At 44.2% G+C, this 26349-nt stretch carries 21 protein-coding genes; 11 read left to right on the plus strand and 10 right to left on the minus strand.

The window, feature by feature from the left end:
* The first annotated feature begins 2 nt into the window (after positions 1 to 2).
* On the plus strand, positions 3 to 1682 hold the full coding sequence (locus OQJ75_RS10015; RefSeq protein ID WP_265973147.1) for a BatD family protein: 1680 nt from the start codon (positions 3 to 5) through the stop codon (positions 1680 to 1682).
* Positions 1683 to 1787: 105 nt separating this feature from the next.
* Here the strand turns inward: OQJ75_RS10015 and OQJ75_RS10020 are convergent, their stop codons facing one another.
* The 5 genes from OQJ75_RS10020 to OQJ75_RS10040 all read right to left on the minus strand — a co-directional run bounded on the left by OQJ75_RS10020 (position 1788) and on the right by OQJ75_RS10040 (position 7850).
* Complete coding sequence (locus tag OQJ75_RS10020; RefSeq protein ID WP_265973145.1) at positions 1788 to 3932, minus strand: GGDEF domain-containing protein; 2145 nt, start codon at positions 3930 to 3932, stop codon at positions 1788 to 1790.
* A gap of 335 nt (positions 3933 to 4267) precedes the next feature.
* Positions 4268 to 5017, minus strand: a complete 750-nt coding sequence (gene pstB, locus OQJ75_RS10025; RefSeq protein WP_004732036.1) for a phosphate ABC transporter ATP-binding protein PstB — start codon at positions 5015 to 5017, stop codon at positions 4268 to 4270.
* A gap of 90 nt (positions 5018 to 5107) precedes the next feature.
* Positions 5108 to 5971, minus strand: a complete 864-nt coding sequence (gene pstA, locus OQJ75_RS10030; protein WP_017632259.1) for a phosphate ABC transporter permease PstA — start codon at positions 5969 to 5971, stop codon at positions 5108 to 5110.
* Positions 5972 to 5986: 15 nt separating this feature from the next.
* Positions 5987 to 6916 carry a phosphate ABC transporter permease subunit PstC gene (gene pstC / locus OQJ75_RS10035; protein ID WP_176679274.1) on the minus strand — a complete coding sequence of 310 codons (930 nt, stop codon included), beginning with the start codon at positions 6914 to 6916 and terminating at the stop codon, positions 5987 to 5989.
* Between the two features lie 112 nt (positions 6917 to 7028).
* The gene (locus tag OQJ75_RS10040) at positions 7029 to 7850 is read right to left on the minus strand and encodes a phosphate ABC transporter substrate-binding protein (RefSeq protein ID WP_050652528.1); all 822 of its coding nucleotides are present in this window, start codon (positions 7848 to 7850) and stop codon (positions 7029 to 7031) included.
* Positions 7851 to 8318: 468 nt separating this feature from the next.
* Here OQJ75_RS10040 and OQJ75_RS10045 point away from each other — a divergent pair, with 468 nt between their 5' ends.
* Positions 8319 to 9962 carry a methyl-accepting chemotaxis protein gene (locus OQJ75_RS10045; RefSeq protein WP_265973135.1) on the plus strand — a complete coding sequence of 548 codons (1644 nt, stop codon included), beginning with the start codon at positions 8319 to 8321 and terminating at the stop codon, positions 9960 to 9962.
* Between the two features lie 133 nt (positions 9963 to 10095).
* On the opposite strand, the gene OQJ75_RS10050 is transcribed toward OQJ75_RS10045, so the two are convergent.
* Positions 10096 to 11004 (minus strand): lipase secretion chaperone, encoded by a 909-nt coding sequence (locus OQJ75_RS10050; RefSeq protein ID WP_265973133.1) that lies wholly within the window; start codon positions 11002 to 11004, stop codon positions 10096 to 10098.
* Between the two features lie 38 nt (positions 11005 to 11042).
* Positions 11043 to 11984 (minus strand): lipase family alpha/beta hydrolase, encoded by a 942-nt coding sequence (locus OQJ75_RS10055; protein ID WP_265973131.1) that lies wholly within the window; start codon positions 11982 to 11984, stop codon positions 11043 to 11045.
* A gap of 477 nt (positions 11985 to 12461) precedes the next feature.
* Between OQJ75_RS10055 and OQJ75_RS10060 the strand changes: the two genes are divergently transcribed.
* The gene (locus OQJ75_RS10060; protein ID WP_323054479.1) at positions 12462 to 13709 is read left to right on the plus strand and encodes an SGNH/GDSL hydrolase family protein; all 1248 of its coding nucleotides are present in this window, start codon (positions 12462 to 12464) and stop codon (positions 13707 to 13709) included.
* A 153-nt stretch (positions 13710 to 13862) separates the two neighbouring features.
* Here the strand turns inward: OQJ75_RS10060 and OQJ75_RS10065 are convergent, their stop codons facing one another.
* The gene (locus tag OQJ75_RS10065; protein WP_017061883.1) at positions 13863 to 15194 is read right to left on the minus strand and encodes a DEAD/DEAH box helicase; all 1332 of its coding nucleotides are present in this window, start codon (positions 15192 to 15194) and stop codon (positions 13863 to 13865) included.
* Between the two features lie 360 nt (positions 15195 to 15554).
* Here OQJ75_RS10065 and OQJ75_RS10070 point away from each other — a divergent pair, with 360 nt between their 5' ends.
* The gene (locus OQJ75_RS10070) at positions 15555 to 15821 is read left to right on the plus strand and encodes an Lpp/OprI family alanine-zipper lipoprotein (RefSeq protein ID WP_017632965.1); all 267 of its coding nucleotides are present in this window, start codon (positions 15555 to 15557) and stop codon (positions 15819 to 15821) included.
* Between the two features lie 156 nt (positions 15822 to 15977).
* Here OQJ75_RS10070 and OQJ75_RS10075 read toward each other — a convergent pair whose 3' ends face one another.
* Positions 15978 to 16952 carry a L,D-transpeptidase family protein gene (locus OQJ75_RS10075; protein ID WP_265973128.1) on the minus strand — a complete coding sequence of 325 codons (975 nt, stop codon included), beginning with the start codon at positions 16950 to 16952 and terminating at the stop codon, positions 15978 to 15980.
* 346 nt (positions 16953 to 17298) lie between these two features.
* Here OQJ75_RS10075 and deoD point away from each other — a divergent pair, with 346 nt between their 5' ends.
* From deoD to OQJ75_RS10095, 4 genes are all read left to right on the plus strand, one after another.
* Positions 17299 to 18009, plus strand: coding sequence for a purine-nucleoside phosphorylase (gene deoD, locus OQJ75_RS10080; RefSeq protein WP_017061880.1), 711 nt, complete (start codon positions 17299 to 17301; stop codon positions 18007 to 18009).
* 82 nt (positions 18010 to 18091) lie between these two features.
* The gene (locus OQJ75_RS10085; RefSeq protein ID WP_265973125.1) at positions 18092 to 19561 is read left to right on the plus strand and encodes a lactate dehydrogenase; all 1470 of its coding nucleotides are present in this window, start codon (positions 18092 to 18094) and stop codon (positions 19559 to 19561) included.
* Between the two features lie 186 nt (positions 19562 to 19747).
* Positions 19748 to 21217 (plus strand): hypothetical protein, encoded by a 1470-nt coding sequence (locus OQJ75_RS10090; RefSeq protein WP_265973124.1) that lies wholly within the window; start codon positions 19748 to 19750, stop codon positions 21215 to 21217.
* Positions 21217 to 22797, plus strand: a complete 1581-nt coding sequence (locus OQJ75_RS10095) for a GGDEF domain-containing protein (protein ID WP_017630212.1) — start codon at positions 21217 to 21219, stop codon at positions 22795 to 22797. Before OQJ75_RS10090 ends, OQJ75_RS10095 begins: the two co-directional genes overlap by 1 nt.
* Positions 22798 to 22808: 11 nt before the next feature.
* On the opposite strand, the gene OQJ75_RS10100 is transcribed toward OQJ75_RS10095, so the two are convergent.
* Positions 22809 to 23717: a DMT family transporter gene (locus OQJ75_RS10100; RefSeq protein ID WP_265973122.1), complete on the minus strand. Its 909-nt coding sequence runs from the start codon at positions 23715 to 23717 to the stop codon at positions 22809 to 22811.
* A 250-nt stretch (positions 23718 to 23967) separates the two neighbouring features.
* Here OQJ75_RS10100 and OQJ75_RS10105 point away from each other — a divergent pair, with 250 nt between their 5' ends.
* The 3 genes from OQJ75_RS10105 (at position 23968) to OQJ75_RS10115 (ending at position 26344) form a co-directional block, all read left to right on the plus strand.
* A complete protein-coding gene (locus OQJ75_RS10105) occupies positions 23968 to 24363 on the plus strand; it encodes a DUF3302 domain-containing protein (protein WP_248391977.1) in 396 nt (131 codons plus the stop codon).
* Complete coding sequence (locus OQJ75_RS10110) at positions 24363 to 25493, plus strand: HlyD family secretion protein (RefSeq protein WP_248375054.1); 1131 nt, start codon at positions 24363 to 24365, stop codon at positions 25491 to 25493. Before OQJ75_RS10105 ends, OQJ75_RS10110 begins: the two co-directional genes overlap by 1 nt.
* Positions 25494 to 25795: 302 nt before the next feature.
* Positions 25796 to 26344, plus strand: a complete 549-nt coding sequence (locus OQJ75_RS10115; protein WP_248375055.1) for an ECF-type riboflavin transporter substrate-binding protein — start codon at positions 25796 to 25798, stop codon at positions 26342 to 26344.
* Positions 26345 to 26349: the final 5 nt, after the last annotated feature.

Genomic DNA, 26349 nt, shown 5'->3' on the forward strand with positions numbered 1-26349 from the left:
CCATGCGATTTCTTAACAAGCCATTTTTATCCATACTCCTAACGCTGCTGTTAGTAGCTTTCTCGTCCTTTTCGGCATTGGCGGCGACTGCCGTAGCGAGCGTTTCACAAAACAGTGTCACCAAAGATCAAGTATTCCTACTTAGAGTCGCAACCGATGAAAAGGTCTCTTCTGATGCTTTAGATCTAACGGCGCTCCAACAGGATTTCTATGTCAGTACACCAAGCTTTGGCACGTCGATGCGAATCGTCAATGGTAGCCGTTCGGTGTCAAGTGAATGGAACATCAGCCTTGCTCCCCTTCGTTTGGGCAAGGTTCAAATTCCTAGCTTCGATATTGAAGGGGCAAAAACCAAGCCAATCACCATCAATGTTGCCGTTAATAAAGCTGCACCCAATCAACATGATATGGCTGAGTTCCAGCTTAATCTGAGTAAAGACTCGCTATATCCACAAGAAGTTGCTGAGCTTGATGTAAAACTCATCATTAAAGCTGACCCAAGAAGGCTGCAAGATCCTAAAATAGCGCCACCGAGCTCGCAGGGCTTAGACGTGGAACCTATTGGTGAATCGAAGCAATTTCAAGATGTCCTCAATGGACAAGAAGTAACGGTCGTTCAACAGTCTTTCCGTATCTCTTCACAAAAAGCGGGACAGTTTAAGCTGAATGGGCCGAAGCTGACTGGAGCCGTTGTCTACTCGACCAACAACTCAAGCACAACGCGATTGTTCCAACTCGACACTCCCGTTGAAACCCTAGATGTAACCGTCAAAGAGGTGCCAAAAGGCTACCAAGGTGAGTGGTTACCAACATCGAACTTCAAGTTGATTCAGAAATGGTCAGATAGCCAGGGTCACGAGCTAACCAATAGCAATGGTTTGGAAGGCGACAACCAAACCATCGAAATGGAAGCGGGTGATTCGTTAACTCGTACCATTACTATGACCGCTAGCAACTTAACCCAGCACCAACTGCCGAAGCTGAATATCACCTACCCTAAATCGGTTCGTGTTTATGAAGAGAAGCCGCAATTTGGTACCACACAGTCAGGCGATGCTGTGGTGGTTTACAAGCAGGTACTGATCCCGAAAGAAGCTGGAAATATCTCGCTTCCGGAAGTATCTCAAGCTTGGTTCAACACCGATTCACAATCGGAGCAAACCAGTAAAGCGCTTGGACTAGAGTTAGCGGTAAAGGCAAGTGAGCGCGCGACGTCTAGCACACCACCAATTACAGCACCACCAGCCCAACAAGTAAGCCCAACGGTTGTGACTGTTGATAGCCCGGGGTTTTGGCCTTACCTCACCGCTCTGTTCGCAGTCTTGTGGTTGGTTAGCTCAGCGATGGCTTTCTACTTCTGGTCACGCCGCGGTGTAACGACAAAACCAACACACACTATTAAACGTCAATCAGATACAGCAGAAGCGCTTATTGAAGCTCTAAAAACGAAAGATGGCGTGAAGACCAGAACCTTGTTTGAGCAATGGAAAGCTGAAAACCCAGATTTGAGTGATGAGACTTTAGCAGCCGTTGAAGCTGAGCTAGGCAAGCTAAACCAAAGCCTTTATGGTGAAGCTAGCTCGACAAACCCGTCATGGGATCCTTCTGAGGCAATCAAAGTAGTTAAGAAGCCAAAGCGAGTCTCTAGCAAAACGCGTAAAAGCTCACTAGAAACGCTTTAATTAATTAGAAAAGTCTAATTTGGTAGAAAAAAAGAAGCCGTGATGACCACCTTGTGAGCATCACGGCTTTGTTCGTTTATACGCTATGGCTAAACAGATACCAGACTAAGAAATTGAAACCGCGACCTTTTTCCGCTTCAAGGCTGAGACAATTCGATTTCGCCCCGAGTCCTTGGCTTGATACAGAGCTTTATCTGCCTTGCCGTAAAGCAGGTCAAAATCAAATTGATGCTGGTCAGAAGTTATCGAGGCATACCCAACCGATGCAGTTAAATATGGGCTAGTGCTACTTTCACAGTGCAGGATCTTCGCCTCTTCAATGCACTTTCTAATCGACTCGGCACGCCGCTTCGTTTCAGAGTGATTAGTGCCGATCATCAATAACATAAACTCTTCTCCACCAATACGACAGAAGGTTTCCTTATCACTATGAACATGTGCATTAAGTATCTTTCCGATGGTTCGCAGTGCCGCGTCCCCTTCTGTATGACCATAGACGCTGTTGTACAAACCAAAATGATCTAAGTCGACGAGGATCAGCCCAAATGTAATTTCATGTTGCGTGGCAAAGGCACCTTGGTCATCGCAGTTCAAATCTTCTAGAACCTGCGACAACATGCGACGGTTTCCAAGGCGTGTCAGAGGGTCTAATTTAGAAATTATATCCAATTGTTCATTGGCTAATTCTAACTCTTGGGTGCGCTTACTGACTTCCTGCTCCAGAGTTTCATTGAGCTTCTTCAACTCCTCTTGCGCCATGGTTCTTTGCAGCACCTCAGCAAGGCTTGAAGCAAAGATACGGATTACTTCACGAAGCTGTGAGGTTAATGGGCTACGAGTTAACAGGTTATCGGCTGCGATAAATGCAATCGGCTCACCCGTGTTTGTAGTGAGCATGGTCATTGCCGTCCAACCGACTCCGACAATATTGAAGTCGTGATAAATAGGCACAGACTCTTCAAACGCCACTTGATTAGGGCAAGCACGAGCGGCGGCTACGATGTCACGTTCCACCAACTCAGAGCGATAATAAGACTCATCGACAATATCGCCTTTAATGTCAGTACCCCATGTGCCTTGCATGTAGCTACAGTTTTTATCAGTGAGGAACACCGCTAATCGGTCAATGCCTAAGTGCTGAATAGCAAAACTAACGGCGGACTTACATACTTCACTGACGCTGTCGCAGCGAGAAAGCTCAACCATACTCGAGTGCAGCATGCGTATGTTCTGCTCTTGACGCTTACGGATGTAGATCTGAGAAAGCAGAGAGCCAAAAGACTCAAGCATCTGCTTTTGATAATTAGTAATGGGTGAACGATGAATGTAGTTATCCATGGCGATCCAGCCGACAGGTTTGTCCCCTTCACGCAAGATAAGCATACCGTTCCAGCCTTGCCCAACGACGTTCCCTTCTGTGTATAGGGGCGCGTTCTCTATAATGACGAGATTGGTGTGATTGTTAGACAGTGCCTCAATGTATTCGGCTTCAAGTTGATGCAAGTCGTATTGAGTATGATGCTCGCTGTTTGTTTTACCCGCTTCATCAGTGCCATAGGTGCCGCTGAAGCAACGCTTTTTCATATCGAGCAACATGAAGATCGCACGATCAAAACCTAAACGGTCACGGACAGCTTCAACCGAAGCCTTGTACAAGGCATCCAGTGACTCTGGGTTAGAAAGCTCTAACGCGACTTGATGAACCAGTTTCATGTTCTCGACAAACAACTCTCGTAGCTTTATCTCATCAAGGTACTGTGCTTCGCGTGTGTCTCGGTGCTTTATCTCAAGCGCTGCATTCTTTTCGGCACGAATACATTGCCAACGGGCAGCCGCTAGCTGGAGAACATCAAGATCTTGGTCGAAGGTTTGATTAACCTTCTCAGCATTGCAATTTTGAACAATTAAATAAGTTCTACAGGCAGGCGCGTTGTCGAGCATCATGATGAACGACTCCCCACCCAGCACTTTCATGTGTTCCCAATTACAGGTATTGATTGCCATAGGTAACACGCCGTCTGCAGTATCGAACTGTGAAACCCAAGGCCAAAATGTAGAGGGGTAATTATCAAGAGAGGTTAATTCGCCATGACAAAACAAGGGTAACGAATCACTTTCCGGAATTGGTTCAGCAAATATCCCAACCCCTTTAGGCTCAAGCATCTTAGCCAAGTAGTCGAAAAGAGACTCTGCCAACAAACGGTGATCGCGCGTAGCAGATATTTGTTTTGCAAAGGCTTTTACAGGCACAGCTTCCGTCCATTGGCTATTGAGAATACAGCAAAAATACAGAAGCCTTGATATGCAATCAATGTAACTAAAAATGAGATGTTAAGCGGGTCGCAATTTCACTTTTTACATTATCACAAGCATGAGAAGGACTACAAAAATGGGATTTCCTGCCCAAAATTTCATCGACATTGGGACTTTTTTAAAGGCATAAAAAAGCCCCACTTAAAGTGGGGCAAACTTCCATCGCTTATAGTTATAGTGATAATTCTGTCGATCTATTCGATTATCTAACCTGCGTATCAGTTAGCGTGCTGGTTTTGCTAAAAGGCCAAACACAGCACTTGAATAATCAATTAACCAAAGTCACCGTTTACGTAACCTTTAGTACGATCATCTTTTGGCTCGCTGAAGATAACACTCGTTTCGTTGTGCTCTACAAGCTCTCCCATTAGGAAGAAAGCAGTACGGTCTGAAATACGACGCGCTTGCTGCATTGAGTGCGTTACGATAACGATAGTGAAGTCTTTCTTCAGGTCTTCCATCAATTCTTCAATCTTGTGTGTCGCGATTGGATCTAGAGCCGATGTTGGTTCATCCATTAGGATTACATCCGGTTCCATTGCAATGGTACGAGCGATACATAGACGCTGTTGTTGACCACCAGACAAGCCAAATGCGTGTGCTTTAAGACGGTCTTTTACTTCGTCCCAAAGTGCCGCACTGCGCAGTGAGCTTTCTACTACTTCATCAATGTGCTTCTTGTCTTTGATACCTTGAGCACGCAGGCCGTAAGCCACGTTCTCGTAGATGCTCATTGGGAATGGGTTTGGCTTTTGGAATACCATGCCTACGCGGATACGCAGGTCAGCCACATCAATATTGCCGTAGATGTTTGTGCCATCCATATCCAACTTACCTTTAATAGTAACGCCTTCAATTAGGTCATTCATGCGGTTCAAGCAACGTAGTAGCGTTGACTTACCACAACCAGATGGGCCAATCAGTGCTGTAACCTGACGAGTTGGAATTGGCAGGTTGATAGATTTAAGTGCTTGGTTGTCGCCGTAAAACAGATCTAGGTTCTCAATATCAAATTTGTTCATTTTCGTAATCTCTAAATTCTTAAATTCGTGTCTAGCTTGATGCTTTCTTTATCACGGAGGCTCTTTTTATTGTGGAGCCCGCTAATGTGCTTAGTAAGTTGCCGTGTTGAAGCGTCTTGCAATCAGTTTTGTAACCATGTTGATCAAGAGAACCAATACGATTAGGACTGTCGCCGTGCCGTAGGCTTGGTTCCACTCATCGATAGTAAATAGCTCTGTTGTCAGCTTATATAGGTGAACCGTTAGTGTACGGCCAGAATCGAATACCGACTCAGGAACACGTGCCACCATACCTGCTGTTAAAAATACAGGTGCTGATTCGCCAATTACACGACCAATACTAAGAATGACCGAAGTTAAGATACCTGGCATTGCGCTTGGTAAGATCAAACGCCAGATAGTGTAGATTTTTGAAGCGCCAAGGCCGTATGAGCCTTCACGGTAAGTTTGTGGTACTGCCATCAATGCTTCTTCTGTAGTACGAATGATTACAGGAAGAATCAAGATACTTAGCGTTAATGCGCCCGACAGAATCGAGAAGCCAAGGCCAAGAATCGAAACAAAGAAGGTCATACCGAACAGACCAAAGATAATCGATGGGATACCAGCGAGCGACTCAGTACAGAATCGAATCACTTTCACCAATCGGCTACCTACTTTCGCATATTCTGTTAGGTAGATTGCCGTCATGATGCCCAGTGGCGCTGCGACTGCAATCGATGCAATTACCATGTAGATCGTGGCGATGATCATTGGGAAAATACCACGCTCTTCACCAGTACGAGTGTAATCGTCAGTGATGAAGTTCCAATCTACGTATTGCAGACCGTTCGATAGGATGTACCAAATAATCCAGAATAAGAAACCAACGGTTACAGCTGCTGCTGCCCAGATAAAACCTTTCAGGATGTTATCTTTGGTTTGACGTGCTTGTTTTAGTTTTACGAGATCCATATTACTTATCCTCGCCTACTTCGATTTTTCACGGTTAAGATAAAGTAGAGCACCATTTAACATCATGATGAACACTAGAAGTACAACACCTGTTGCGTACAGTGCGTTAGCGTGAACGCCACTTGCGTAAGACATTTCAATAGCAATGTTTGCTGTTAGCGTACGAGCCGAGTCCAAAATACCTTCTGGCATTGCAGGAGCGTTACCCATAACCATGATGATTGCCATCGTTTCGCCAAGCGCGCGACCGATACCCAAAATCACACCAGTCATAATGCCTGAACGTGCCGCAGGAACGAGTAGCTTAAAAATCGTATAGATTTTCGAAGCACCCAGTGCAAGTGAACCTTCTTTGTACGTACGAGGTACAGCACGAATCGAAGTTTCAGAAACCGTGATAACGGTAGGAAGAATCATGATACCCAAAACAATGATACCTGCCAGGATAGTGTTACCCGCTGGTACTTGGAAAATGTTCTGAATCATTGGAACGATAATTACTAGACCGAAGAAACCGTAAACTACCGACGGGATACCCGCAAGAAGCTCAACTGCTGGTCGAATAATATCTGCAAGACGCTTTGGAGCAATCTCAGCGATAAAAATAGCGGTTAATACACCTACTGGTACACCAACAACTACAGCGCCTAGTGTCGAAACAATCGATGCAACAATCATAGTTGCAACACCGAATAGAGCTGGAGGTAACCAGTCAACACCCAGAACGATGCCAGAAACACCAGCCTCTTGGAATGCAGGGATACTCTCTGCAACGATAAAGTAAGCGATAACGGCTAGTGATACGATGCCGATTACAGCACTCGATAAGAACAAGCCGTGGAAGATTCTTTCTCTCCAGTCAACGCGCTTTTTGGTGCGCAGACTCGGCTTATTGATTTGAGTCGCTTCAGTATTCATAAGCTTTTCACTATTTGCGATGGTCATATATAAAATCTCAAACTTTGTGGCTCAAAAAGAGCTCGAAATAACCAAAGTTGAAAGAAAAGGCTCAGCCTAAAGACAGGCTGAGCAATAATTAAAAGTGAGTCAGTTAAGATTAGTTAACTGTGATGTAGCCTTTTTTAGCTGAGATAGCTTGAGCTTCGTCTGCAACCATCCAGTCTAGGAATTGTTGAGTTTCAGCTGATGGAGCGCCATCTTTGTAAAGAACTAGGAAAGGACGAGCAACTTTGTAAGAACCGTTCTTAACGTTGTCTACAGTCGCAGCAGCGCCGTCGATAGTTAGAGCGTGAACAGATTCGTCAACAGTACCTAGAGAGATAAAACCGATTGCGTATGGGTTGCTTGCTACAGAAACTTTAAGTGCGCCGTTACCGTTTGCAACTTGTGCACGTTGAGAGATAGCCGATACTTTCTTATCGCCAATTGTCTTCTTAAGCTTCATGATGTCTTCGAATGCACCACGTGTACCAGATGCAGTATCACGAGTGATTGCTACGATTGGCTTGTCAGCACCGCCAACATCTTTCCAGTTAGTGATGTCGCCTTTGTAGATTGAAGTGATTTGCTCAGCAGTTAGAGCAGATACTTCGTTGTTCGGGTTAACAACAACTGCGATACCGTCACGAGCGATTACTAGCTCTTTCAGGTCAGCTGTTTTCTCTTCTTCTTTTAGGTCACGAGAAGAGATACCAAGGTCAGCACTTCCATTTTTTGCTGCTTTGATGCCTGCAGAAGAACCTGGTGCTTGAATTTCGATGAACACTGGTTCGCCTTTATTCATGTAGGTTTCTGCAAAAACTTCAACCAGTGGAGAAGCACTGTTAGAGCCAACTACAGAGATAGTTTCTTTAGCTGAAGCTGTATTCACTGTTAGAGCGCCTAGTAGTGCGATTGCACCGATAACTGTCTTTTTCATCACAAATTTCCTTTAGTGGCGTTATTGCCGTAATGTTGTGTTTTGCTTGAACGGTGCCCACTTTAGAATCTGAATGTGACAGTTGTGTTTCACTAAATTGAAGCCTATATGACAACTGCAATTTATTTTCTTGGTTTTCCCTTACTAAATAGCATTGAGCTAATAGAACGAATGAATTCATAGGCGAAAAATATTAATTGCAACGTCTTCAAACCAAAACGCTTAATATCTCACCACCCCTTGTCATTACTGACTACCAGCCTCTTACCTGTATTAAATACCCCACTTTATTTAAGGGCAAAGCCTTATTTGTACAATAAATATTCAATATTTATCAAATACCTATCGCATATATCAAAATCGAATCTATTACTGATTGAATTGTCATTCTCAGAAGTTAGAATCACCTGCTAATTACAATAATAACAATTGCTTCTGCTCATTTACTTATTCAAAGAGGGACAATACATGCGCCAACTTCTCAGTGGCTTATCGATAAAAATACAAATTCTTATTCCAGTACTCTTTTCTGTCGTACTACTTTTGACGGGTGTCATCATCGGTGGTGACAAACTGGAAAACGCTTTTAAAGATGTATCAACAGCAACCGATCAACTCATCCTACATAAAGAAGAACTCAGCGAAATCGTCGACAACAGCTATGGCATGCGCATCAAAGCGATCTACAGCCTATTCAATGCAGATGATGTGAAGACACTGGTTGCAACGCTTAATGAAAAGCGTGACCAGAATACTCGCTTACTGAATTCATTAGACACAGTGCCAGGCATGCAAGATGAAGTAGCCGCGATGAGCAAAGCGATGAATCACTATGTCGACTTTTCTCGAACCACTATGCTTCCTCTATTAAAAGCAAAGCATGGCAATACTGCGCTATCTTCTGATTTTGAGGCTCGCTACCAAGTAGCCATCGATCAATACCGTCACGCAGGTAATGACATGGTGCAAGCAATCAACACGCTGTCTAAAAAGCTGAATCTACTTGCGACTCAAGAAATCGACATCAATGGTCAGCAACACACCAGTACACTGAATACAGCGACTGTAGCTCTGCTAGTGATTCTTTCTATCGCATTAGTTATCAGTTGGTCGCTTGCAGGTATCATTGTTAAGCCGCTGAGCAATATTCAGGAAACCATGCGTGAAGTAGCCAAAGGCAACCTACTGGTTAAAGCGGAAGAGTATGGTGATAACGAGATTTCACGCCTTGCACAAGACGTAAACAAATCCGTTGAGCAACTGCGTGACACGGTAAGCTCATTGTCTCGAATCAGCATCGAAGTCGCTTCTGCATCTACGGAACTGGCTGCGGTAATGACACAATCAAGCGCTAACTCAGACCAAGAGAAGCAAGAAGTGGAACAAGTCGCTTCTGCCGTGAACCAGTTAGAAAGCACAGCAGCAAACGTGAACGAGAACGCAGTACAAGCCGACTCAGCATCTAAGCAAGCGGACGAAATGGCGACACACAGCATGAGCTTGTTTAATGAGAGCAACCAAGCTAATGAGCAAATGGCGGTTCAACTCAGCGAAGCAGCTAACGTTGTCGGCACGCTAAAAGAACACTCAGAGCAGATTGGTAAAGTGATCGAGGTGATTCAAAGCATCTCTGAACAGACCAACCTGCTTGCGCTTAACGCAGCAATTGAAGCGGCACGTGCGGGTGAAAGTGGCCGTGGTTTCGCGGTTGTTGCTGATGAAGTTCGTATGCTGGCAGCACGCACTCAAGACTCAACCAAAGAGATCCAAACCATTATTGAAGGTTTGCAGGTTCAATCTGGTAACGCTAACGAGAGCATGAGCAGCTCACTAGCAATGCTAGAGCACAACCAAACACTGGCAGCGGAAGTAAGCACGGCCCTTTCAGGCATTGCTAACTCGGTAACGGATATGACGGAGATTAACACTCAGGTAGCCTCAGCCGCAGAAGAGCAAAGCCAAGTGACGTCAGACATCAACCGTAATATCTCAAACATCTACAGCTTAGTAAGCCAAAACGTAACCGGTATAACTCAAGCCGCAGCAGCAAGCCACGAGCTATCTAACCTCGCTGAGCAACAAAAGCAGCAGTTGGATTATTTTAAAGTATAAGTTTCAAGGTCTAGGCTTTAAGGCTGAGAATTTAAGCTATAAAGCCCAAGGTGTAACTCCCCTATACACAAAAAAACCAGTCACTCGTGACTGGTTTTTTATTTTGAATAGAGACTTTATTGGCTCAGCAAACCTACTCACCAAGATCTTTGTCCCAGATCCTTTCTATCGCTTCTACTCTTCGAATCTGCTTTGAAGGAAAGTGTGCGACTCTAAGATCAGCAATCGTCTCTTGTTGTTCTATCTGTGACAGCGCAGCATCGTTGAGAATGTAATTTCGTTCTACTTGGTAAACTTCCAAGGCATCTTCAAATTCGGCTCTTTGTTGATCGAGCGCTTCAAGCCTTTGCGCAGCTTCTTCGCCGACAAGTTCATTTCGCTGTAAGTATTTATCTTGTTGATCAAGCCCCTCAGAGCTTGATAGTTGTTGAAGCAAGACCTGATTTTGATGGCTCGTTTGAACGTAATCAGGCTGTTCTAACATCAAAGCATCCATCCTTTGTTGATAGTCTTGCTCACCTAAGCCTTCTTGTTTCAGAAGTAACTTTTCTAAAGCGATTTCTCTCATGCGATTGTCATGAGTAAACAGAATGCTTATTTCGCTCTGGCTAAAGAATTGAGCCTGGAGATCGAGTAGCGCTTGATTAAGTGCTTGTAAGTCTTCGGCTGAGATTGATGTAGTGTCGAACTGAACATCCAACGAGGTTAGTGCCGATTTATATTCAAGGTATTTGGCAAACAGTGCTTCATCGACAGCGGCACCTTGTGATTGATCGTGATGTTTTGCCACGTTGTCACGAATATCTTCGAGGGTTAGCTCGGTATTGCCTGAGACGAAATATTCCATCATGTCTTTAGCTGATGCATTATCGATTTCGGTATCTTGTTGAGAGGTTGCCTTCAAAGAGGAGGCGCTGTGTTCTATTCTTTTGTTTGAATTTAGCTCGTCTGTCTTAACAGGAAAAAAGGTTGGATACAAAAAGACCGCCGCTGTACTCATCAGGGCTATCGTGGTTATCGACAAAATGGCGGTCTTTTTCATTATGTGCTCCTTAAGGTCTTAATAAATGGGTAGGCAACCTAAAGGCCGGCCAGCTTCAATCGATTGGCGTGTTGACGATAGAGCGTCACAGGATCGGTCTCAAAGAGATGGTGAATCCCCAGTAACCCATTAATTTCGTCTAGGTGATTCATTTTATAGTCGTCACCAATCACTTTGCCCAAGTGTGCGCTACACGCCCCCACTAGCCCGTCATTCGGTTCATTGAAGGCTAGGCCAAGGATTGTCATTGCTCCATCGGTAGGATCAAGAAGATTGGTAAAAGTGGATGAGCCTGTCCAAGAGTAGTAATAAACACCGTTATTGGCTTGCCATTCACCATCACCGCACTCAGACGTTGGAACGCCTTCAGGATAAAACTGATTGAACGCAAGCGAGCCTTCTGTCGTTAAAGCTTCAAGAGATGCGAGACCGTCTTGGTCAAGATCCGTTCCACCAGATAACAGGTTGATGAGCGTCGTCAATCCACCAGCCAACTTAACCGCAATACCTTCCGCAGCTGAACCTTCTGATACGCTTCCACGCACGAGATCAGCAACTTTAGATCCTTTATGAACTCCGCCAATACTTGTCACCGAAGCAACTAAATCAGGACGTACTGATGCCACATAACGCGCTGTCGGTCCTCCGTGGCTGTGACCGACCAGATTCACCTTACTTGCCCCTGTCGCGGCTAACAGTGTTTCAACTTGAGCTAGCAATTGCTCGCCACGCACTTCAGAGCTGTTGGTCGCTGATACCTGAGCGACATAGACACTCGCACCATCTTTGGTTAGGGATTCAGGTACGCCATAGAAATAGTCGACACCCGCTAATGTATCGAAACCAAACAAACCATGTACCAACATAATGGGATATTTCGTTTCCGTGTATCCGCTGGCTTCTAACGCCGATGCGCTCGTTCCAGCATATACGCCAAAACTGGATAGGCAGGCTATCGTGCAAATTAATATCTTTTTCAATGCTCTTTCCTTAAACAGATTGGACCTCTGATGAGTAAAAGAACCGTAGATGATGATTTTATAAAATAGAAAGTAACGACTTGATATTTGTGATGGCGAACTTGAATTAAACAGTTGCGATGAACATCAGGCGAACAGAAGCAGGAGAAAACTAAAAAATCATAAGTAATTGATTAAAATAACGTTTGGTTAAGATTAATGAGATAGTTCTTTCAATATTCTGACTAAAATATCAATTCAGCATTCGCAATAATCCAAAGTTTGTCGACAAATAACCGTTTAGAAACAGGTATTTTTCAGCCATAAACTCGTTGAAAACTTGATGCTTATGCCATTAGCGATACACCACAAACCTGAATGTATTGACGTTGGTTATTAATTTTCTGTATAGGTCATGCCAGTCATTTAGTTATTCACTTATCAACAAGCAACAACGTTTCCATTAGCTCACCTCAGAATAAAAAAGAGAACACAATGATGAAAAATACGGCTTTGATACTCACGTTAGCCCTGCCTTTTGGCGCTTATGCCGCTGAAGACTCAATAACGACACCAGAATCGATGACATCCGCACAAGTACTGAGTACACAAGGCTCAGAAACCTATTCATATGTTAGATGTTGGTATCGAACCGATGCGTCTCATGACTCCCCAGCCACCGACTGGAAGTGGGCAAAGAAAGAGAATGGTGATCACTACACGATCAATGGATATTGGTGGTCTTCTGTTTCCTTCAAAAATATGTTCTACAGCGATGTTCCACAATCTGAAATCAAGCAACGTTGTGAACAGACGCTCGACATACAACATGAAGTCGCAGACATCACCTACTTTGCCGCAGACAATCGCTTCTCTTACAATCACTCCATCTGGACCAACGATAACGCTGTTCAAGCCAATACCATCAATCGCATTGTCACTTTTGGTGATAGCCTCTCTGACACTGGCAACCTATTTAATGGCTCTCAATGGGTTTTCCCAAATGCGAATTCATGGTTTTTAGGGCACTTTTCGAATGGTTTAGTCTGGACTGAGTACTTAGCAAAAGCGAAAGACGTTCCTCTTTATAACTGGGCCGTGGGTGGCGCAGCAGGTACCAATCAATACGTCGCACTGACTGGCGTCTATGATCAAGTCACCTCTTACCTAACCTACATGAAAGTCGCTAAAAACTATCGCCCAGAAAACTCTTTGTTTACTCTAGAGTTTGGCCTCAATGACTTTATGAATTACGACCGAGAAGTCGCCGATGTTAAAGCTGATTTCGGCAGCGCTCTGATCCGATTAACAGAATCTGGTGCGAGTAATATCCTACTGTTCACATTGCCCGATGCGACCAAAGCGCCGCAATTCAAATACTCGACCGAACAAGAGATCATAAAAGTTCGTGGCAAGATCTTAGAATTCAACCAGTTCATCAAAGCTCAAGCCGAGTATTACCAAAGTATAGGGAAAAACGTGGTGTTGTTCGATGCAAGTGCGCTGTTCGCCAGCATTACCGATAACCCTGAACAGCATGGCTTTAGAAATGCGAATGACGCTTGTCTTGACCTCAATAGAAGCTCAGCCGCTGATTATTTGCGAAGCCACAGCTTAACCAATGACTGTGCCACCTATGGTTCAGACAGCTATGTATTCTGGGGCGTGACACACCCAACGACTGCTACTCATAAATACATTGCCGACCACATCTTGGCGTATTCGTTCTCGACGTTCAATTTCTAGCGAGGAAGAGCTCATCGAGTATCATCAAATACTACCTGTAAATACCGCAAGCTAAGGCTTACACAAAGTACAGATACAAAAAAACCGCCATCATCGGCGGTTTTTTATTTGCATCAACCTTTCAAAGCTAAGCTTTTAGGTCACGCAAGTTGATTACTCGTCGTCCACTTTTGGCGCAACTTTCTTCTTAGGGATAAATACTGTATCACCTACTGCCACATTCTGGTGGAAGCTCTTATCGCGCTTAACTGGTTTCTTCGGCGTTTTCTTAGCTTGAGTGTTGGTTTTCTTCTTCGCAGGGCCGCCTTTAGCAAACGCAGGTTTACGAGGCTTAATACCTTTGAACTTACCTTTTAGGCCTTCAAGTACTGAGAAAGTAAGATCTTGTTGAAGGTAAAGCTCAACACGCTTAAAGCTATCCCAGTCTTTTGGACCAACCAAAGAGATTGCATCACCTTTGTTACCTGCACGGCCAGTACGACCAACACGGTGAACGTACTCTTCGGTGTGCTTCGGCATATCAAAGTTAATAACGTGGCTTACGTTTGGAATATCGATACCACGTGAAGCAACATCGGTTGTTACCAAAATCTTGTAAACCGCACGCTCGAACTGACTCATGATCGCATTACGCTGCGTTTGGTTTAGGTTGCCACTCAGTGCTACCGCTTTAAGTTTCTTCTCGTTCAGCTTATCCGTTAAACGGTCAGTATCGGCACGAGTTGCAGTGAAGATCATCACCTGACGGTATTCAGCTTCTTCTAATACACGATCTAAAATCGCTTCTTTGTGATCTAGGTGATCACATAGGTAGAATTTTTGAGTGATATCAAGGTGCTGCTCGTTAGAAACACCCACAGAGATACGCTTAGGTGCGTCTAACATTTCATTGGCAATACCGTTCACTTCAGCGTGATCCAGCGTTGCAGAGAACATTAGTGTCTGACGACGACGGTGCTTAGCTGCATTCGCAATGCGACGCAATTCAGGTGCGAAACCTAAATCCAGCATACGGTCAGCTTCATCAAGGATTAGCGTTTCAACACCATCTAAAAACAGTGAGCGATGCTCAAGGTGATCGGCAAGACGGCCTGGAGTCGCAACAATAAAACGAGGGTACTTACGCAGAGCTTTAACTTGATCGTTAAAGTTTTCACCACCCAAGATAAGCGCCGCTTCATAAGATAGACCGCCCAGCATGCTACGCAGTTCGCCGTAAACTTGCTTCGCTAGCTCACGAGTAGGAGCCAAAATTACACCACGAGGATCTTTAGCAGAAAACGCTTTTGTTTTTAATGCCTTATGTATCATTGGCAACACAAACGCCAATGTTTTTCCTGATCCCGTTTTTGATGAAGCCAATAGATCCTTACCAGCAATAGCAACAGGGATCGCTTTTGATTGGATCTCTGTCGCCTTCTTGAAGTCGTAATGTTTTAAGTTCTTCAGTAAGCGGTTATCTAAGCCTAAATCTTTAAAGTGCAAAGGACTCTCCAGTCATGATGGTATTGAATAAAATTAATTTAACGTGACATGATACCGCGAAAGTACTTTATAGGATATAGATCACAGTAAATTTATCCCTTAATCTATCTTTAGCTAGAACATCGTATGCATTTCTAGTAAAAGGATGCCCCTCCAAAAACACATCAAAGTTGTATCTAAATTCTTCATCTCATAAGTGAGACAGAACGTGATGCTTAGCTAATTCCCTCAAAAATTTAGCAATTTCTTTAGTTATTGTTTTTGCAGTTAAAAAATTAGTCGCTACAATCATTAATGAAGCGACTATATGATAAAGAATGTATAGCGCATCTTTTGATGATAAATAAGCAAGGAGTTCTTATGAATAAGACGTTAATCGCAGCTGCAGCCTCAGTTTTCATTCTAGCCGGTTGTTCTTCAGAGCCAGAAGAAGCTGCAGTATCAGAAATGGATCAACTAACTAATCAAGTTGCTGAGTTAAGTAGCGAAGTAGAAGCTCTTAAGAGTGACAAAGCAGCCGCAGAAATGAAGGCTCAAGAAGCAGAAGCAGCCGCTATGGCAGCGAAAGAAGAAGCGGATCGTGCTAACGAACGTATCGACAACATCGCTGAGTCTTACACTAAGTAGTTTGAGATCTAAGCGCGATTAAGCTTTAGATTAAATAAGTCGCAAAAAGCAGTATATAGACAGCACCACTTCTTATCGGATGTGGTGCTTTTTTTGGGCGATACTAATTCGAGTAAAGAAGAGAAAAACGCCCCTATTGTAGAAGAGGCAATCGAATTAGAACTCAATAATCGGTGGTGCAATTTCTACAGGTACACCATTTTGAGCAAAAATAACCGCTTTCGCTTTTGAATTAGGCAGTTCTGCCTCTTCAAGCCACCATTTTAATTCCACCGGAATCTGTAATGATTTCTTTGAACCATCACTTCGGGTTAATGGTTCGTGCGCTTCAACAAACACGCTTCTATCTGGTTCTAATGACACCTTGATCGGCTCATTGATAATGGTAACCTGTTCACCACGATTCACTTGCTCAAAAAGCCACTCAATATCTTTAGGTTCCATTCGGATACAGCCAGCGCTCACTCGCAGACCTATTCCGAAATCCTTATTGGTGCCGTGTATTAAATAATCACCTGCGCCATAAGCAAGCCTCAAAGCAAACTCACCCAATGGATTTTCCGGCCCTGAGGGAACTACTCTCGGTAATTCAATACCCTTTTCAAGATACTCTTTGCGGATTGAATTTGGTGGCGTCCATGTTGGATTTGGTCTTTTTTGGCTTATCTTAGTGATCATCTCGGGAGTATCGCGCCCCACTCGACCGATGCCGACAGGAAATACATGCACCTGGTTTTTCTCGGGTTCAAAATAGTACAACCTTAATTCAGCAAGATTGATGACAATCCCTTCTCTTGGGGTGTCAGGCAAAATGAAACGGCTAGGAATACTTAGCACATAACCTTCAGCTGGAAGAAAAGGATCGACCCCTTTGTTGGCCGCCATTAAAGAGAGAAAGCCAATATCGTACTGCTTGGCAATGATAGCCAAGGTTTCACCCGCCGCCACTTCATGGTGTTGTATTCTGCCCACAATACGACTTTCCGCTGGAGGCAGCTCAAAGGTCGCCGCAGACACCCACGATGAAGCTATCCCACTGGCAAGCAAAGTAGTTCTTACAACAAGCGACGCAAGCCTGTGTAGTCGTGTTTTTATTGACGGCAAAGGCGTCGAGTTAGCGCAATACGACATACAAATCCTTGGTTTGTCTTTTATCAAAGTTTAGATTATCGCTGATCAAATGTCTCTACAACGGTTAGTTACAACTAAAAGCCAACCTGTTTTGAGCTAATCAGCGCGTTCTTCTCTTTATATACAACGATCTTACCAAACAAAATCGATTGCCTTTAAGCTTTCAACAGATTTGGTTATCAATATTAATAAAACTATAATGGCAGACCTGTTTTGTGACTAAAGTCTCATGGAGTTACGTTCTAACTCGCTAATATTGCCGCAACAAAACGAATTCAATTCAACAGAATCGGTAATTGATTAAATCCTGTTCCTACAATTACTGTTTAAACTTTGGAGAACGACCATGGCTACACCTCATATTAATGCTCAAGCTGGTGATTTCGCAGAAACAGTACTTATGCCGGGCGACCCGCTTCGCGCAAAATACATTGCAGAAACATTCCTTGATGACGTGAAGCAAGTTTGTGACGTTCGCAACATGTTTGGTTACACAGGCACTTACAAAGGTAAGAAAGTTTCTGTAATGGGCCACGGTATGGGTATCCCATCATGCTGCATCTACGTACACGAGCTAATCGCTGAGTTCGGCGTGAAAAACGTTATTCGTGTAGGTAGTTGTGGCGCAGTGCGTGACGACGTTAAACTGATGGACGTTGTTATCGGTATGGGTGCTTCTACTGACTCAAAAGTAAACCGTATTCGTTTCAACAACCACGACTTCGCTGCTATCGCTGATTTCGGTCTTCTAGAAGAAGCAGTAAACCAAGCACGTGCACAAGAAGTGCCAGTTAAAGTTGGTAACGTATTCTCTGCAGACCTTTTCTACACTCCAGAAGCTGACCTTTTCGAAAAAATGGAAAAACTAGGCATCCTGGGTGTTGATATGGAAGCGGCTGGTATCTACGGTGTTGCTGCAGACCTTGGTGCAAAAGCGCTAACTATCTTAACAGTATCTGACCACATCATCCGTGGTGAAAAGCTAAGTTCTGAAGAGCGTCAAAAGTCTTTCAACGACATGATGAAAGTTGCTCTAGAGACAGCAATCAACATCTAATAGTTTGATAAAAGATACATTGAAAAGCGTTACCCCGCAGCCAGGCTCGCTTGGCTGCTCAAATAATCCCGAGGGGGAGATCGTGTCTAACGACAAGCTGCCAAAAGATGCGGATGGTTTGCAACTCAACTTTTGTAAAACATTGGCGTGTGACAACTTTGGCTTGAGCGATGCAAAACGGTATGTTTTGCAACACGCGAACCCTAAGCGTCCAGCGATGGTTTGTCGTGAATGTGGAGCTTTCCCCCCCTTACTTAACAATCGTGAAGTGTTAAGCGAACTTCATCGCCTAAGACAACTTCACAGCGACGGGCTCCCCGCTTGTCGTAATGATGATTGCGATAACTTCGGCTTATCGGTTCATACCCATAAACATCTTTATCATGCCTTCGGCTACAGTGGCGACAGGCAGCGTTATCGATGCAAAGACTGCCAATCAACCTTCGTTGATAAATGGTCTGGATCCAATAAAAAACTCCAATTTCAAGAGAACCTCATGGGCTTACTGTTCATGGGCTATTCCGTACGTGAAATCTGCCGAAAATTAGAGATCAACCCAAAGACTTTCTATGATCATGTTGACCATATCGCGAGCCGTTGTCGTCGTAAATTAGCGATGATCGATGCACGATGGGTTAACCATGCGAAAGATTACGAATTCGCATCTCACTACCAGCGTCTGCAACCGCAAAGTAACAACGGTGTGGTGTGGATAGCGACGGGCGAGGCGCATTCTGGCTATATCCTTTGCCAGCACGTTAACTACTCTCAAAATGAAGAGCCATCGGGGAACGTTGACCACAACCCTTATGATGATGTTGCGCGCTTTGTATCCAAAGAGCACTCTTCAGAAGCGAATCTCGAACTGCCTCAGCCCTCTGACAAACTAAAAGAGCGCATTGAACAGCAGTACCAAGTGATTCTTGCGAGAGGTAACGTTGAGGACCCTATGGGTAACCTCACCACATTTAGCTATCCTTCAAAAGGCGCACTAATTCGACCACCTTATACCTCTTATGCTCACTTCCTGCATGTGTTGGATATGTGTAACGAAGACAAGCATGTCGCCATCTATATGCCACAAGATCCATTACTAAGATCTGCCGCTTTAAGCGTATGTTTACCGCGCATTCAGAGTCAAAATATTGACCTTATGTATGTAGAAGAAGATTCGGGCTGGCAAGACGATCAAAGTTTTGAAAAAATCGACATCGTTCACATGAGTTGGTGGCGAGATCGTTGGGCTATTGCGAATCAAGGTGATAACCAGAAAGGTATCTGCTACCTAACAGGTAACAATCCGGAACCAAAACAGTGGCTTAACACGGCCTCAATTCAACAAACTAAGTTCTATCAACAACGCTTTCAGCTGTTATTTGATAGTTTTATTAATGAGCCCAGACGTAAGCTTCGTCCTGGGGGCATTCTTCCATTGCTCGACATATTTAGAGCTTGGCACAATCTGTGCTACCAAGATAAGCAAGGGCTCACGGCAGCACAACGCTTAGGCGTAGCAGAGCGACCATTAACTCTAAAGCAACTACTTTCATAGCAACAAAGTCTCTAGGTAATTATTCGGGAACTCATTGATTTTAAAGCGACAACATGAGGTAACACCCATAATTAGAAAAGATCGATGTTCCTTTGACGCTCTAAGAAAGATAATTGGTGCTTATCTCAAATTACACTCTTATAATGATTGTGTTATCAATATGTTCGATAATCATGGATCTAAGTCTTGGACAAAAATCAGTACCTTCTTGAAACAGAATTAGAAAAACTCAAAACTCGTGTCGACTCTGAGCCATCGGTGATCCTAGAGATTGCGCAGCAATGCCTAGTCCGATCAGAGCAAATTCTGTTTGAAGAGGGTGCTATACAGTCATTGATGTTAATGGCAAAGTGTAGCTGGAACCTGATGGATTACCAAAAAGGTTTAAAGTACATCAAGGAAGCCTACAAGCGCCAAAACCGATTAGATACCGACCTTTTTCTCCCTGAAATCCTCCATTTACACGCGCTCCAGTTTTGGGGACAAGCCAAGTATTACTCCGCCCAACAGTTCTGGATCAATGCCCTAGAGCAGTCCGCGTTGGTTGATGAAGTCGAAATTCAAATTGAATGCCTCATTGGCCTTGGCAATATTTGGCGAATGACCCACGAATATAAACTTGCACGATCTACCCACCAGCTTGCCGTCAAAGTGGCTAACAATAGTCGCATTGGTTGGTTAGAGGGCAAAGCCAGAATACTGCTCGCGTGGGATTACTACCTGCTCAACAACTATGTTGAAATGCTGTCGGTATTGGACGGTGCAGAAGAAGCATTAAAAGACCATAAAGATAACACTTGGCATGCTGAGGTGTGGGACTTTAGAGGCCTTGCTCTACTTGGCCTTGAACGCTTAGATGATGCAGAGCGAGCCACGGCCAAAGCGCACAATCTAGCAGTTGAACACAACCTAGTTTGGATGAAGGCGCACTCATACATCAGCCGAGCGCGATTGGAGCTCATGAGAAAAAGACCAGCACAAGCGGCGGAGTTACTAAGGCTCGCGGAACAATCCGCGAACGAGTTCGATAATGGCGAATTACTGAGCCAAATCTGTTACCAACAATCCTTAGTGGCGGAAGAAAACCAAGATTTCCAAGCCGCACTCGTCGCCTTTAAAAAGTACCGTAAATATTCTACCGGAATGCTCAAAGAGCAAACGACACGTGTTGGGTTAGATAAAGCGCGTAGCTCCAAGCGCCAGCTTGAACAGAGAGCACGAAAACTGATTAACCGTATTCGTGGTCAGCACGAGTACGATCCTGAAAAGCACCTCTCTTATGTTGTCTCTGAAACCTTTTGGTGGGAAAAACTGGTGCTGTTCAAGACAGAGCTTAAACGCTCGAACCATAGCATTATAATGTTCCATCATGTCGATACTGATTACTTAGATGTCTGTACTGAGATTGCTCATGCTTTATGTAACCAGAATGATTTCATCGCAAGGCTAAGTTCTGAACGTGTGGCCCTTATGCTTTCCGAAAAAGGCGAAGCCGCAGAGCAAACCTTCCAAACGCTTAGCACCATGCTCGATATCTATCCATGGCATAGAAAAGGATTAAAGGGTTCCAAACCGACCGTCAGCCTCAATGATATTTTGACGTTCCCGTTCACGCTTGAACAACTAGAAGAAGACGATGCTGAGGTCATAGAATAATGGAAACTCTATTAAGCAAGATCACAGACGCCGGTTTAGACCCTTCATCAGTGTCAGGTGAAGAAGCGATCATCTTCTGGAACCACATTCGTCAGCATGTGTCGACAACGCAAACAGAACAAGCGCACTGCTATATCATCAGCTCTGAATATCGCGCCGAGTTACAACAAAATCAAACCAGCATCGAAGAGTTGAGACTTGCACTCGACCTGCTCCACCTTCCTGCCGATATCGAAGACATACTGACAGTCAAAACCAGCTTAAGTGACCGCTTAGTTGAAATTGGTGATTACACGTCAGCACTCAACGAATTCGTCAGTTCATCGACAATCGCGGTTGAACACGGCCATATCGATGAGTATGTGTTAGCCATTTTAGGCATGGGGAACCTATGTGATTCCTATGGCGACCACAACAAAGCCCTTCGCTACTATCAAAAAATTAGCAGCATAGACCATGCGATAAGCAGCCGCTCACTTCGCCTCAAGTTCAAGCTACATATGGTAGCCAGCTTGCTTCTGCTCAACCGTATTACTGCGGCTAGCGATTTACTAAATGAGTGCGAAGAACTGAGTATTTTGGTGAGTGACAAGTTGCTCACAACTCAAATATTGCTTTACCAAGCGAAGGTGCTGCGCGCTAAGAAAAAATACCATGAAGCGCTACGTTGTCTGTCTAAGGTTCAATACCCAGCCAACAGCACTCAAGCAAGCTGGCTTGCGACCATGACTCGTCTAGAGCTAGCACATTGCCTAAGTGCAACCGGCAAGCAAGACTACGCAAGTATGATTTTGTCGAGTACAGACAAACGAATGAAAGCCTACTCGTCGCCAGTACTTGCAAAACGATTCTACGATTCGCTAAGTGATGTGTGTATGAATCAAGGGCGCTTTCAAGAAGCACTAAGCTATGAGAAAAAAGGCTACCGAATTGAAACCGATCTGATGAAGCGGATCCCGATCAGTGAACTCGGTGCAAGCCAGCTACGCCGCCTGTCCCGCTTTGAATTACAGCTCAAACTCATTCTCTCTGAACAAGAGAACAAAGAGCTGAAAGAGACGACTGAGCAACACAAGAATGCGGTTGCTCAGCTTCAACAAGACGTATTCACCGATCCATTAACAGGGCTACACAACCGTCGCTGGTTAGATGTGAAACTGAAAGACATGCTGCTGCACGATACCTCTTTTGCACTCATGGTTATCGATATTGACCACTTCAAGTCCATCAACGATGAATTGAGTCACTTAGTGGGTGATAAAGCGATTGTTAGTGTGTCTCAAGAACTGCGCTCATACTTTAAGTTTAGGGGCGCGTCGTGTGTCAGGTTTGGTGGAGAAGAGTTCCTCGTCATTCTTGAGAACACTGATCTTCCTAAAGCAGAAATGCACTCTGAAAATTATCGAGAGCGCATCTTCCAATTCGGTTGGCATGAGATACTTGGGGAGCGCGGTTTGACCGTGAGTATTGGTATCACTTTGCATCGTGACGGAGAAAATACTCAACGTACCTTCTACCGAGCAGACAAAGCGTTGTACCGAGCTAAAGCTAACGGTCGTAACCAGATTTGTACCGAATAATTGAAGCGAAACTATTGATAGAAAAAAAGAGAGATTCCACCTAACGCAGTAAGTGTCCCTATGACACTTTGCTTCGATATCTTTTCTCCATTCAGTGCATAAATCACCAAAATAAAGACCGGACTGGTCGCTATCAACGTTTGTGCAATCGCAGGGTTAGCATTTTTCAACGCAACCTGCTGAAGCCACAGCGCCAAAAATGTTCCGACAAATATTGCCCCTAAAAGCCAAAGCTTGTCGAATTTGGTCATCTCCCATAAATCTCTTTTCATAGACGAGTAAGGCTTACTCTCAACAAAAGGGATAATCAGCATCACAGCAAACACACCTATCGTGAGCCGAATCAGTGCCCCTAACAATGGGGGAATATCACCAGCCACCAAAGCATAATGGGAAATCACCACTCCGGAAGCCTGACAAACACTTGCCACAAGTCCAAATCCAATACCACTCCATTGTGCTTTGTTTTTAGAACCGTCCTCACCATTCACAGACTGAGACGGCTGAAAAACGACAAATGTTACGGCTAAAGTCGTGATGACAACACCGAGCCAACTTTGCAACGTCAATACAGCACCTAAAAACGTTAATGCCAATACACCAGAAAGTGGCGGTGCTAAAGATTCCAATAACAGCGTCTTATTGGCACCAATTCTTTTCAACGCCGCAAAATAGGCGCTATCTCCAATCGCAATGCCAATCACACCAGAAATGGCCAGGATCCAAAAGTGATTCGCACTCAGTTCAAACTCCGGCATTGGAATAAGAGGCATCACCAGCAACATCATCCCAGACGCCACTACCCCCTTAACAATGTTCAATTGCATCGCAGAGAAGCGATGTCCAAATTGCCCATAGATCCATGTCGCACACGCCCACACAATCGCAGCGCCAATAGCGGCCAATTCACCTATATACATCCGTATTTATCCCTTGTAGTTATGCACGTCATTTAGAATCGTAATTGTCATCGTTTCAGCGGAAACACCAACAATAAAGCCGAAATAGCCTCTTCAAATGCAATGAGATTTTATAATATCCATCAATGCTTTTATCCGCATTAGAAGCGACAACACATTATTTTCAACTTGGTAAATCATTTTTATAACAATTACTTGGATGATAGCGTAGTATATTTATAACTAATATCTAACATTACAAGGATCTGTTATGTTTTTAGACTACTTTGCACTCGGCTTACTGATTTTCGTAGCATTAGTAATCTTTTACGGCATCATCGTTATTCACGATATTCCCTATGAAATTGCGAAAGAACGCAACCACCCTCATCAAGATGCTATTCACGTCTCAGGTTGGGTTAGCCTATTCACCTTACACGCTATTTGGCCCTTCCTTTGGATCTGGGCAACGCTATGGCGTAAAGATCGTGGTTGGGGCTTCGCTAAATTGGAAGAAGAGCAACACGACATTCATCATCGTGTTGATATTTTAATCGATCAGGTTAGCACGCTTCAGGAAGAAATTGCTCAACTCAAACAAGAAAAGTCCGTAAAAGTGGATACGGATAAAGTTCAAAACAACGTCCAAGATCAGGAGGTTAAGTAATGGATTTACTGCTGATAATGACCTACGCGGCACTTTGCATCACTATTTTCAAAGTGTTTAATATCCCGCTTAACAAATGGACAGTGCCAACCGCCGTTCTTGGTGGCGTTATCATAATAGGTACATTGATCCTATTGATGAACTATAACCATCCTTTTACTCAAATTGGTAACCAAGTTTACTCAACAACGCCGGTCGTTTCAGGCGTAAGAGGTAAAGTTATCGAAGTACCTGTAGAGGCAAACAAACCCCTCAAACAAGGGGATATCCTTTTCAAGATCGACCCTATCCCATTTGAAGCTGAAGTCGCACGATTAGAGGCGAAAGTAAAAGAAGCAAGCCAAGGTGCTCTTGGGATGGAATCTGAAGTGGCTGAAGCAGAGGCTGCGAAAATCAAAGCCATTGCAGAAAGAGATAAAGCACAGCGTGAATTTTCTCGTTACAAGCGCGGTTATGACAGCGGGGCCTTTACCGAGCAACAATTAGACACTCGCAGACAAGCTTATAAGGCATCAGAAGCCGCCGTGAAAGTAGCAGATGCGAATCTAGAACAAGCAAAAATCGCCTTAGATTCTGAAATCGGTGGCGAGAATACAGCCGTTTTAAGCTTACTAGCTGAATTACGCAAAGCTCAGTTTGATTTAGAACAAACTGTTGTTCGAGCTCCAACTGACGGATACGTTACGCAGTTAGCATTGCGCCCAGGTGTAATGGCAGTGCCGCTTCCTTTAGCTCCGGTGATGACGTTTGTGCACACTGAGGAGCAGTTCTATACCGCTGCGTTCAGACAAAACTCATTACAACGCCTACAACCCGGTTACGAAGCGGAATTTTTGTTTAGAGCACTACCAGGAGAAGTATTCAAAGGGCGCATTGATGAAGTAATTCCGGCTATTGGTGAGAGCCAATTCCAAGCTCGAGGGGCACTTCTAGGTACTGATGCATTGCGTACCAGTGGTCGTGTGTTTGTTAAATTGAGCATCACTGATGATCTGTCGGATTACCATTTGCCTATGGGTACCGCGGTTGAAGTTGCCGTTTATTCTGACAGCTTCACTCACGTATCTATCATGCGTAAGGTCCTTATTCGCATGAAGAGTTGGCAAAACTATCTATACCTAGACCACTAAACGGACGTAGATATGTGACGAGCCCGCTCAACACATTGTTAAGACGAATGAAAAAGCCAGACCCGTTCTGGCTTTTTTGTTGCTTGATTAACCGTAAAATTGCGCTTTTTACACGATATTTAGGTGTTCAGATGGAATTTTAGACATCTAGACACTTACCTTCCCTTATGGAAGGGTTCTACTGTATAATGCGCGCCTTATTTTTTATATTTGCCCAAAAAACGTTCTCATTGAGACGCATATTAATAATGGTGAATATTCGTTCTTTATTAAGCTTTATCTTTCAGTATTCGAGGTTATCTATGAACTTTTCAGCTAAAACAGTGGTCGTTATCGCCATTGGCGCGGCGCTGTACGGCATTGGTGGTTTACCTATGTTTGGTGTCCCAGTGTTTGCGAACACGACATTGAAACCAGCCATGGCAGTCTTAGCACTGTTTTCTGTTTTGTTCGGCCCAATTGTTGGCTTCTTAGTTGGCTTTATCGGTCACTGGGTAACGGATCTGTTCGCAGGCTGGGGCGTGTGGTTAACTTGGGTTTTAGGCTCAGGTATCGTAGGCATGGTTATCGGCTTGTTCCCTATGATGACTAAGAACCGTCTTCAAGAAGGCGAGCTGCCAATTAAAGATTTTGTATTGTTCGTGATACTCGCCCTTGCAGGTAACGTTGTAGGCTATGGCTGCTCTGCGTTCCTAGACACCATCCTATATGCAGAACCGTTTACTAAAGTGTTCACTCAACTGTCTATCATCGCTGCGGGTAACACCGTTCTGATCGCTGTTGTAGGCTTCCTGATCCTAAAATCAGTCGCTAAGCGCAACAAACAAAGCCGCAACCTGACTGAGGCATAAGCGAT

Origin of the sequence: Vibrio sp. 14G-20 (assembly GCF_026241515.1) — a bacterium.
In the GTDB taxonomy this organism is placed as follows: domain Bacteria; phylum Pseudomonadota; class Gammaproteobacteria; order Enterobacterales; family Vibrionaceae; genus Vibrio.